This is a genomic window from Rubripirellula obstinata, assembly GCF_001642955.1.
Lineage (GTDB): Bacteria > Planctomycetota > Planctomycetia > Pirellulales > Pirellulaceae > Rubripirellula > Rubripirellula obstinata.
This window is the reverse complement of record NZ_LWSK01000294.1, coordinates 1-1,216: the sequence shown is the minus strand read 5'-3', so window position 1 is coordinate 1,216 and position 1,216 is coordinate 1. Positions and strand designations below refer to the sequence as shown.

Annotated in this window: 4 protein-coding genes; 2 read left to right on the top strand and 2 right to left on the bottom strand. The window is 54.3% G+C overall.

Annotated elements, in window-relative coordinates; all coding sequences use genetic code 11:
* Window positions 1–178 precede the first annotated feature (178 nt).
* On the top strand, window positions 179–346 hold the full coding sequence (locus tag RC85_RS27345) for a hypothetical protein (RefSeq protein WP_157594113.1): 168 nt from the start codon (window positions 179–181) through the stop codon (window positions 344–346).
* An 8-nt stretch (window positions 347–354) separates the two neighbouring features.
* Here the strand turns inward: RC85_RS27345 and RC85_RS25905 are convergent, their stop codons facing one another.
* Window positions 355–678 (bottom strand): type II toxin-antitoxin system RelE/ParE family toxin, encoded by a 324-nt coding sequence (locus RC85_RS25905; protein WP_068267860.1) that lies wholly within the window; start codon window positions 676–678, stop codon window positions 355–357.
* The gene (locus tag RC85_RS25900; protein WP_068267858.1) at window positions 679–921 is read right to left on the bottom strand and encodes a ribbon-helix-helix domain-containing protein; all 243 of its coding nucleotides are present in this window, start codon (window positions 919–921) and stop codon (window positions 679–681) included.
* Between the two features lie 27 nt (window positions 922–948).
* On the opposite strand from RC85_RS25900, the gene RC85_RS28135 reads away from it, so the two are divergent.
* Window positions 949–1,216, top strand: a 268-nt coding sequence (locus RC85_RS28135) for a hypothetical protein (protein WP_162273311.1), incomplete at its 3' end; no start/stop codon positions are given.

Below are 1,216 nucleotides of genomic sequence, written 5' to 3'. Positions count from 1 at the left end.
ACTCAAGTGCCGACTGCCCTGCGGGGCACCAACCGACGCCTGAATTTCAATGCCCGAACAACGCCGGTGTGCCGGATGCACTGCGTGGCACTAACCAACGCCTGTCTTCTAGCACTCGATATACTCCTGCTCGCCGAAACTTGCTTGACCAACGAAACTTTGCTACGATTTGAACTTGGTGATTGTCACCTACGTGGACGAAGTCCGCGCTGACGGACGGCATCGCAATGGTGTGTTGCGGATAACCATTGCATGCACCGGAGTGGCGGCCGCACGCTTTCCTCTCTGCTTGCACGTCAAATCCCGCCACCTCGGTGATGCTTACCGTTATCCGACTGAGATGTGATAGGAACGTCACTCGTTCCGAAGCAGCATATCCATATTTTGCCCACGTCCCAAAACGCGAACCACGTCGATCATGCGATCTTCCACGCGGTAGAACACCGCGTGTCGCTTAAAGTCGCTCACTAACGTTGCACGAATATCGCCTAGCCTTAGCTCTGCCGATTCGTAAATCGCACCAAGTTCAGGATGAACGCAAAGGTTCTCCACTGTCTCCTCAACGCAATCTATGAACCGTTGACCAGCACTAGGATCACCTTGTCCAACATATACCGCATGGCCTTCAATGTCCTGCCACGCAATTGGCCTCCAATAGGGCCTCCGTTCCGTAGTCATCTAACTTGCGTTCTTTCCTGCGACACGAACACGAAGATCAGCCCAATCTTGCTCCGATTTCATCGCTGCCGGACCACTATCCAGGCCCGCAATGAGCTGGTCGTCGATCTGCTTCTGGGCCTCCCCCAGGTCCGTGATAAGCGACGCGATGAAATCGCCGACGTTGTTGAAACCACGCTTTTTCGCAATTCCTTCTGCAAACCCAAGGCTTTCTTCCGGCAACTGTACGGTAATTATCGTCATCTCATGGCTCCTTAATTGGTAAATCACATGGTATCATCAAATCCGTACAATGTCTATCCAAATGATGGTCGTCGTTCTAGTGCCTGGCGGATAACCATTGCATGCACCGGAGTGGCGGCCGCACACTTTCCTCTCTGCTTGCACGTCAAATCCCGCCACCTCGGTGATGCATTCCGTTATCCGACTGAGCCGCGGACATTGGCAACCTTCCTCGCGCCCTGCGGGGCACAACCAACGCACGACCAAAACGGCTTTGCCCCCAACGCTCGACCTACACCGAAGTGCCGACTGCCCT